The sequence below is a fragment of the Actinophytocola sp. genome, assembly GCF_036402745.1.
In the GTDB taxonomy this organism is placed as follows: domain Bacteria; phylum Actinomycetota; class Actinomycetes; order Mycobacteriales; family Pseudonocardiaceae; genus Actinophytocola.
This window is the reverse complement of sequence record NZ_DASWSJ010000277.1, coordinates 26318-34808: the sequence shown is the minus strand read 5'-3', so window position 1 is coordinate 34808 and position 8491 is coordinate 26318. Positions and strand designations below refer to the sequence as shown.

8 protein-coding genes are annotated in these 8491 nt (G+C 72.5%); all 8 read right to left on the bottom strand.

What is annotated here, in order from left to right; all coding sequences use genetic code 11:
• Positions 1-160: 160 nt before the first annotated feature.
• A complete protein-coding gene (locus VGD70_RS26305) occupies positions 161-676 on the bottom strand; it encodes an alpha/beta fold hydrolase (RefSeq protein ID WP_331085889.1) in 516 nt (171 codons plus the stop codon).
• Between the two features lie 112 nt (positions 677-788).
• Entirely contained in the window at positions 789-974 is a 186-nt protein-coding gene (locus tag VGD70_RS26300; RefSeq protein WP_331085887.1) for an alpha/beta fold hydrolase, read from the bottom strand.
• A gap of 16 nt (positions 975-990) precedes the next feature.
• Positions 991-2115 carry a discoidin domain-containing protein gene (locus VGD70_RS26295; protein ID WP_331085885.1) on the bottom strand — a complete coding sequence of 375 codons (1125 nt, stop codon included), beginning with the start codon at positions 2113-2115 and terminating at the stop codon, positions 991-993.
• A 709-nt stretch (positions 2116-2824) separates the two neighbouring features.
• Positions 2825-3364, bottom strand: a complete 540-nt coding sequence (locus tag VGD70_RS26290) for a phage tail protein (protein ID WP_331085883.1) — start codon at positions 3362-3364, stop codon at positions 2825-2827.
• Complete coding sequence (locus tag VGD70_RS26285) at positions 3364-5316, bottom strand: putative baseplate assembly protein (RefSeq protein WP_331085881.1); 1953 nt, start codon at positions 5314-5316, stop codon at positions 3364-3366. The genes VGD70_RS26290 and VGD70_RS26285 overlap by 1 nt, the downstream gene beginning before the upstream one ends.
• Positions 5316-5729, bottom strand: coding sequence for a GPW/gp25 family protein (locus VGD70_RS26280; RefSeq protein ID WP_331085879.1), 414 nt, complete (start codon positions 5727-5729; stop codon positions 5316-5318). Before VGD70_RS26280 ends, VGD70_RS26285 begins: the two co-directional genes overlap by 1 nt.
• Before the next feature lie 10 nt (positions 5730-5739).
• The gene (locus VGD70_RS26275; RefSeq protein ID WP_331085877.1) at positions 5740-7683 is read right to left on the bottom strand and encodes a phage baseplate assembly protein V; all 1944 of its coding nucleotides are present in this window, start codon (positions 7681-7683) and stop codon (positions 5740-5742) included.
• Entirely contained in the window at positions 7680-8483 is an 804-nt protein-coding gene (locus tag VGD70_RS26270; RefSeq protein WP_331085875.1) for a LysM peptidoglycan-binding domain-containing protein, read from the bottom strand. Before VGD70_RS26270 ends, VGD70_RS26275 begins: the two co-directional genes overlap by 4 nt.
• Positions 8484-8491: the final 8 nt, after the last annotated feature.

Here is an 8491-nt window from a genome sequence, read left to right as displayed (position 1 = left end):
CCGCGGCGGGCTGCTGATCCTGCCCCGGGCGTCGATCGGCAACTTCACGGTGATCGCGAAGGTCGCCGACGCCGCCACGGTCAACGCGGAGAAGCAGCTGCTGGTCGTGACCCCGTCGGTCGGGCCGGCGGACTTCGTGCTCCGCGGCTGACCCGGCCGGCTAGCCGTTCAGGAACGGGAGCACCAGGCGAGCGAACTCGCCTGGTGCTTCCTCGTGCACGAGATGGCCCACCGGGATCTCGGCGACCGTCGCCGCCGGCATCGTCGCGGCGGCCGCGGCGATGCGGGCCGGGTCGATGTGGCTGGCCGGGCCGCCGCTGATCCACAGCGTGGGCGCTCCCATCCGCGCGATGCCCTGCCACCAGGCGGGGTCCGGCGCGCGGGCGGCGCGGCGGATCGGGGCGACCACCCGCCAGTCGAACGGCGGGTTGTCGGGCTCGGCGGGTGGGTCGTCCGGGATCGCGGGGCCGTCGCGGGGTGGGACGGGTACGTCCTCGAGGACCAGTCGCCGGACGCGCCCGGGGTGCCGGCCGGCGAGGGTGGACGCCACGTGGCCGCCCATCGAGTGGCCGAGAAGGTCCACCTGGTCGTGGTCGTCGAGGAACGCCAGCACGTCGCCCGACCATCGCGTCGAAGGAGTAATGCCTGTCTCTCGTAGATCATCGGGTGAAGTCATGCGCCGACCACCGGAACCTCAGGGGACCGTGACGGCACCCAGCCACCATCCACCTCGATACCCGCACTATTCGCTGGGACGCAACGCGCACTTTTAAATCCGGGGTGGCGGTCTAGTCCCCCGGATGCGGGCTGGTGCCGTGCCCGCGCAGGTCGAGCGCGATCGCGTGGCGGCCGGCGGCGGCCAGCTCGGCGGCGAACCGGTCCCAGGTCGTGGCGTCCTCGCCGAGGGCGTGCAACAGCACCACCGGCAGCCCGTTCGGACTGCCGGTGGTGCGGTGGCCTAGCGCTACGGGCACGCCGTGACCGTACCCGCTACACCTCCTCGAAGAACTCCAGTTCGCTGATGGCGAGCTCGTTGCCGGACATCGACTTGAACGTCGCCGTCACGTGGATCTCCACGCTCGAGGCACCCTCGCCGTTGTCGATCGAGACGGTCTGCGAGTCGGGGGCGTCGGTGAGGATGACGTCGGTGGTCTTGCCCGTCGAGAACACCAGGTGCAGCTTCTGCGCCCGGGCCCGGCCCTTGAAGTTCTCCTTCTGTCCATTGTGGACAATCATGCGGGCGAGTTTGACGTCGCGGCCGAACTTCACCTCGATGACCGGCTCCTTGCCGCCCAGCGGGGCCGCCCACGCGGTGTCGGACGCGCCGTCGAGCGCCTGCTCGGCCGGGAAGCCCTTCACCTGCAGCGGCGCGACCGGCGGCTCGGAGGCGTGCACCGGCTCGTAGGTCGGGAAGAAGATGTTCTCCACCCCGGCCTTGACCTCGATCGCGCGCTCGTTCACCCAGCCGCGGAACGGCGCGAACAGGCCGTACGCGATGCCGGCGAGCAGCACGACGATCGACACGACCCGGCGGACGAGCTTGAACGTCGCGCTGACGAACACGCCTGTCTTGGTCTTGCCGCCGCGGCCGCTTCGCTTGGGCCGCTCGCCGGACTTGCGGACCTTGGCGCCACGGCGCGGCAGGAGCTTGCGCCACCACGGTGTCTTGACGATCTCGGCGGTGGCGAGCGAGGACCCGCAGCGGCTGCAGAACTTGCGGGTCTGGGCGTTGCCCTCGCCGCAGTCGCCGCAGATGAGGTCCCCCGGCTGGAGCTTGCGCGACGGCGGCTGCCGGCGCACCGGGGCCGCCTTCCTCTGCGCCTCCTGCGGGACCACGGACTCGGCCTGGGCGGCGGTGGCCCTGCCGTCGACGGGGGTGACGAGCGCCCTGGCCTCGGCGTCGGTCGCCTTGGGTGGCGCCGGCGGTGCCGGTGGCGCCGGCAGCTCGGGGCCCGACGCCGGCTTCGGCGGCGGCGGGGCGGGCGGCAACGCCGGAGCGGAGGCACCGGGCGGGGCCGGTGGCCTGGGCGGCGGCGGTGGGGCGACCAGCCCGGCGGCCACGCCACCCGGCGCGGGCGCGGCCGGTAAGGCCGGCGGTGCGGGTGGGGCGGCCACGCCGCCGCTCGGGGAGGGGAGCCTGGGCAGCGCCGGCGGAGGTGGGGGCGCCGGTGGCGCGGCCACTCCCCCGCCCGCGGCTCCCGCCGACCCGCCGGGCGGCGGAGGAGGCGGTGGCGGCGGTGGCGCTCCGCCGGAGGCCGGCCCGCCGGGCGGGGGCGGCGGCTTCGGTGCGCCACCTGGTGGGGGCGGCGGAGGCGGCGGTGCCCCGGGTCCCTTCGCGCCTGGCGGCGGCGGGGGTGGCGGTGGTGCGCCTGGGCCTCTCCCGCCTGGCGGAGGCGGCGGTGGGGGCGGTGCGCCAGGGGCTCTCCCGCCGGGTGGGGGTGGGGGTGCGCCGGGCGGCTTCGGGGCGCCGGGCGGTGGCGGCGGCCCGGGTGGCCGGGCGCCGGGTGGGCCGGCGGGGCGGCCGGGGGCGCCGGGGCCCGGTTTGGCCTCCACCGGGTCTCGGTCGCCCACGTCCACATACAGCATCGACTGGATGCGGGACAGCCAGCCGCGCTTCGGCTGCTCCTCCGCCGCCTCCGGCTCCGCGGCAGGCACCGGCGCGGGCGCCAGCTTCTCCCCCGTCCACTCAAGGAACGCCCCGCACGATCCGCAGAACGCGTCGGTCTCCTTGTTGTGGAAGCCGCAGCTCTTGCACACGATCATGACCGCTCCTCCGCGGAAAAAAGTGCGTCGCCCTGTGACACTGATTCGCTCGCAAGCTCGCTCATGGCCGGTCCACCTCGACTCGGTGCACGACGTGCGCGGGCTTGGCCGCCGCGACCGCCGAGTCGACCAGGTCCATGGGCACGCTCGACGGGTCGTGCACGCGGATCCGCACGGCCAGCCGCGGGGACGCCTCGCCCGGCATGTCGGCGCCCGGCGACCGGGACCAGCCGACCGCGCCGCTGTCCGCGATCTCCACCCGGCCACCCGTCAGCACCTGCAGGTTCGCCCGCAACCCCGCGACCGTGCCGCGCATGCGGTACATCTCCACGGCCGTCGCCACGACGGCGCGGCGGCGCTCGATCGGCCAGCCCTCCTCGAGCTCGATGCCGACCCAGCTCGCCATCCACTCCAGGAAGTCCTCGGGCGCGAGGTACGGGTCGAAGTAGTCGACCAGACAGTCCAAAGTGGCCAGAATCGGCGCCAGCACGTCGTCGAAGCCGGCGACGAAGCGCTCCGTGAAGGGATCTTCCTGGAAGATCGCCGGCAGCATCTCCAGGAACGGCGAGGCGTTGGCCAGCCCCGCGACCATGCCGCGCATCAGCTGTCCTCCACCTTCACGTGGTGCTCGTAGGAGAAGATGAGGCTGTGCGGGTCCACGTCGAGCCGCTGGGCCTCCTCGCCCCGCTCGCCGGTCACCGGGTTGGCGCCGAACAGCCGGACGTCCTCCACCAGGTCCACGCCGCGCACCCGTTGCAGCAACGCGTAGATGTCACCGGCCTGCACGGGACGCCCGAACTCCCAGCCCTGGCCGAACCGCCCGCCGCTGATCGGGTTCAGGTACTCGTACAGCGCGGCGAGCGCGTCGGTTCGCACGCGGGACTTGTCCAGCCGCGGCCGCGCGATCACCCGGGCCACGACCGTGACCCCGCGGTAGCGCGGCGGCGAGACCAGCACCCGGGTGCCGATCAGCCGCACCTCGTCGAGCCGCTCGGTGATCCGCCGCAGCGTCTCCTCGCCCGGCACCAGCTCGGCGAAGTCGATCCGGCCCTCGACCTCCGCGGCGGCCGGCACGATCAGCACCCGCACCGAGCCGGGGTCGGTGTCGTCGTCGCCCGCGGTGACGCAGCGGACCCGCGCCACGTCCGGCGCGGCCTCGTGGGTGATCGCCTCGTAGTCCTCCGCGGTGACCGCGCGGCTGCGGGTGCGCAGCAGGATCGGCCCGCGGGCCTTGGCCTGCTCGACGCTCTCGCCGTCCACGCCACCCCACGCGGCCTCCAGGTTCTCCACCCGGCTGACGAACGGGATCGACGACTTCAGCGTCCGGATCGCGCCCTTGCCGACGTTGCCCGTGCGGCCGCCGCCGGTGGCGTAGCGGCGCAGCCGGACCGTGGCGCCGTAGGGCGGCACGGCGCCGTACTGGCGCAGCCCGCCGTCCGCCTCGCGGATCGCCGGTCCGAAGTGGACGGTGCCGGAGGCGCCGTCGAGGATGTAGTGCCGGTCGTCGGGGCCGCTGCCGGCGAAGTGCTGGACCGGCGTCCACTCCTGCCAGCCCCCGTCCGACATGGTCTCGAGGGTGGCCGCGCCGGCGCCGATCACGACCGGGGTGCGCGAGGCGGTGAACTGCGTGCCCGGCACGCCCTCGGCGTCGCCGAGCACCTCCTCCTCGATGATCTCGCAGTGGTCGGCCTCGACCGTGCCGCCGACCGTCGACGCGGACAGCGCGGTCACCAGCGGCGAGGCGGCATAGGTGGGGACGTCGGCGTCGACCTCGACGACCCGGGCGCGCAGCCATCCGGCGGCCTCGCCGCCGAACACGGCCGACTCGTGGTCGCCGGGCACGTGCACGAGCACCTCGCCCGCGGTGTTCAGCGCGCCGGTGCCGTCCTTGCTGACCAGGCAGCGCTTCCAGTCCTTGCCGTTCCACGCCTCCCACACCAGCGGCGGGTGGTCCGGGTGCACGCCGACGCCCTCGACCCGGCAGTCGAACTCGAGCCGCACCACGCAGTGCGGCGCCGGGGTGGACAGGCCGACGAGCATCGCGTCGCCGACCCGGGGCACCGCCGAGAACGCCTGGAACGACTGGCCCATCTTCAGCTCGTCGGTCCGGTCGGTCTGCGCGTCGGCGTCGGTGGCGCGGGTCGCGACCCGGTTCAGCGAGCACGGCTCGATCCGCAGGTCGGCCTCGGTGGCGAAGACGATCGACTCCTCCTGCTCGGTGCGCATCGTCGCCACGGTGGTGCCGGCGGGGATGCCGACCGACGCGATCGCGGGCGCGGAGAGCCAGAACGTCACCGCCGCCTGCGCCGGGGTGGCCGGGATCAGCCGCAGCCCGATGAGCTCGAGGAACTTCACGTAGAGCCGGTCGGGCACCTGGTTGAGCCGGAACAGCAGCTGGTCGGTCATGAACGCGAACGTCTCGATCAGCGTCACGCCGGGATCGGAGACGTTGTGGTCGGTCCACTCAGGACAGCGGCGTTGGACCATCCGCTTGGCGTCGTCGACGAGGTCCTGGAACCGGCGGTCGTCGAGGTTGGGTGCGGGCAGCGCCATCAGTAGTCACTCCCGTCCTCGGGGATCGTGTAGAAGGGGAAGACCAGGTTCCGGCGGTCGTTGGAGTCCTTGGGCCGGTACTGGATGTCGATGTAGAGCGTGCTGTTGTCGTGCGGGTCCGGGGAGATGAGCACGTTCTCCACGTCGACCCGGGGCTCCCACTGCACCAGCGCCTCGCGGACCACCCTGGACAGCTCGGAGATCGTGTCGACGTTCACCGAGCGGAACACGAAGTCCCGCAGCCTGCTGCCGAACAGCGGCCGCATCGGCCGCTCCCCCGGGTAGGTCGAGAGGATCAGGCGCATCGCCTGCTCCAGCTCCACCTCGCGGCGCACGAGGGCGATCCCGCCCTGTGGCCCGACGCCGAGCGGGAACGCCCACCCGGCGCCGATGAAGTCCTGTGACGTCGTCACGACATGCCCCTTAGTTGAGCTTGAGTAGCGAACCCTTGACCTCGGTCACCGCGGCGCTCTCGATCTTCACGCCGAGCTTCCCGCTGAGCTCGAGCTGACCGTCGGTCTCGAGCTTCAGGCCGCCGACCCCCGCCTTGATCGAGATCGAGCCCATGCCCGGGCACTCGATCGTCAGCGCGCCGGCCGGGGTCCTGCTGGCCGGCGGCGCGGGGTTGCAGGACAGCGTGATCGTGCCGGCCACCTGGTCGATGGTGAGCGAGAGCTTGTCGTCCTTGGTGCCCAGCACCATCGCCGACTTGATCGGCGGCAGGCCGGGCGGGCCGGGCGGCAGGTCGTCGGTGAACAACAGCTTGTTGCCGGCCGGGGTGGCGATCCCGCGCTCGTTGACCGTGCCGGAACTGCTCACCGCGGTCTTGAGCGCGCCGTACCTGGAGTTGCTGTTGACCAGCCCGCCCAGGACGTACGGGCGGCGCGGGTCGCCGAACTCGAAGCCGATGCCGACCTCGTCGCCGACCTCGGGCAGGAACAGCGCGCCGCTGCGCGGGCCGGCGCCGATCTGGATCACCCGCGCCCAGTCCGACTCGAAGTCGGGCGCGAGCCACGGCATCGCCACCTTGACCCGGCCCAGCTTCTCCGGGTCGGACACGTTGGTGACCACGCCGCACACCAGCCCGGGGAACTGGGTGCGGTTGTCCTTCGTCCCGGCGGTGAGGCCGAGCAGGTTGCGGTTCTGCCGGCCGCTCACCCAGAACCGGGTGTGGTAGCCGTTCTCGGCGGCGTCGAACACGTGCCGCGCGTTGGTGACCGTCCACTTGCCCTTGAACTGCTCGGGCACGCCGTCGATGTCGACCTGGGCGCCGGCCTGGATCTTCGGGTCGCCGAGCGCGTCGCCCTCGGCCTCGGCGAACGTGCTGCCGATGTGGTCGGCGACGCCCTTCGCCGCCTCCTCGACCGCGCGGGCGGCGGCCGTGCCGAACGCCAGCGGCCGGTCCACCACGACGTAGGCGGTGTTGCTCGGCGACGTGCCGAAGTCGATCTTCGGCAGGCCCGGGATCGGCGGCAGCGCCGGCAGGGAGGGCAGCGGCGGCAGCAAGCCGTCGGTGAACGAGTCGGCGAGGTCGGCCGGCTCCTGGCCGGGGATCGTGGCGGTGCCGGTGGTCGCGGCCGACCGGGAGCTGACCACGCGGGCGTCCTTGGAGTCCCACACCCGCACCTCGACGTCCGGCGTGATGTTCGCGGCGGAGATGCGCGGGTGGAACGACATGAGGTTCTTCTTGAACGTCAGCTTGTCCGAGAGCCCCAGCAGGTCCCCCGCCGCGCTCGCGACCGCGCCCAGCGCACCGCCGAGCCCGCCACCCGCCGGGCGGCCCGACGCCGGGCGGAAGAAGAACTCGCCACCGACGACGACCGTCTCGTAGCCGATCTCGCGGGCCCGCTGGGTGAGGAAGTCCCAGTCGGTCTGCGCGACCTGGGCGATGTGGTCGTGCGTGGTCCTGCTCGGCACGATCTTGCCGATGTCGAGGCCCGCCGCGGAGGCGACCTCCTCGGCGATGTCGGCGTCGGACATGTTGACGAACGTGCGGCTGCGCTTGGCGCGCTGCAGCCGGTGCGCCTTCTCGTAGCCGCGGATGATCGTGTAGATCAGGTGCCCCTCGCAGCGGGCCTCGATCGAGGTGACCTCGCCCTTGATCAGCGTCTCGTTGGTGGTCTTGCCCGGCCGGGGTGCCTCGATCTTGATCTTCGTGCCGATCGTCAGGCCCGCGTCACCGACAACGGTCCCGTTGTCGTCGAAGAAGGTCAGCTCGAACATGTCCGGCATGTGCAGGTGGGTGTCCACGACCGTGCGGATGAGCAGGCCCTCGACGCCGGGGAAGATCGACAGCGGCATTTCGAACGCCCCGATGCTGATCTTCGGGTGGACGATCTCGATGTCCGTGCCGCCACCGGGCATCATGCGGGCCTCCCGGCGGTCGAGGCGGTGAGCTCGTCCGGGTTGGGCAGGTAGATCGTGGTGCCCGGACGCAGCCGGGCCGGGTCCTGGATCTTGTTGACCTCGGCGATCCTGCGCCACAGCGCGGGCGTGCCGTACTTCTCGGTGGCGATCGACTGCAGCGACTCACCGTGCCCGACGACGTGCGCGCGCCGCCCGGGCAGGCCGCCCGAGGTGGGGTTGGTCGGCAGGCTGCCCCACGGGGACGGGATCTCCAGCAGGTCGAGCTCGACCTCGGCACGCAGCGGGATGCCGATGGCGGAGAACCGGATGTAGCTCACCGAGCAGGAGGTGATCTTGCAGTCGTACATGAAGCCGACCATCGGCGGGCCCCACTGGAAGGTCAGCTTGGCCGGCTGGCTGGCGAACCCGCCGAGGCCGATCATCGCGCCGAAGCTGGCGTTCGGGATCATCCACGCCATCAGCTGGTCGCAGAAGAACTTCGTCAGCGGGCCCGTGAAGGTGAGCTTGCTCAGCTTGATCTTCGACCCGCTGAGCGCCTTCGTCGGCACGTGCGCGCCGCCGTTGGTGCTGGGCGTGAGGCTGGTCGCGCTCGGCGGGTTCGGCTTGGACATGTTGCCGACGTTCGACCCGCGGGTCATCGTGACCTTCTCCGGGTTGAAGTCGAACGGCACGAAGCCGATGCTCGGCGGCGTGACGCAGCGCAGCGACGCGGGCACCCGCGCGCCCATGACGGCTGCCACGCCGATGCCGACGCCGATGGCCGCGTCGACCGCCGAGCCGCCGATCCCTGGGATCGTCATTGCCGTCT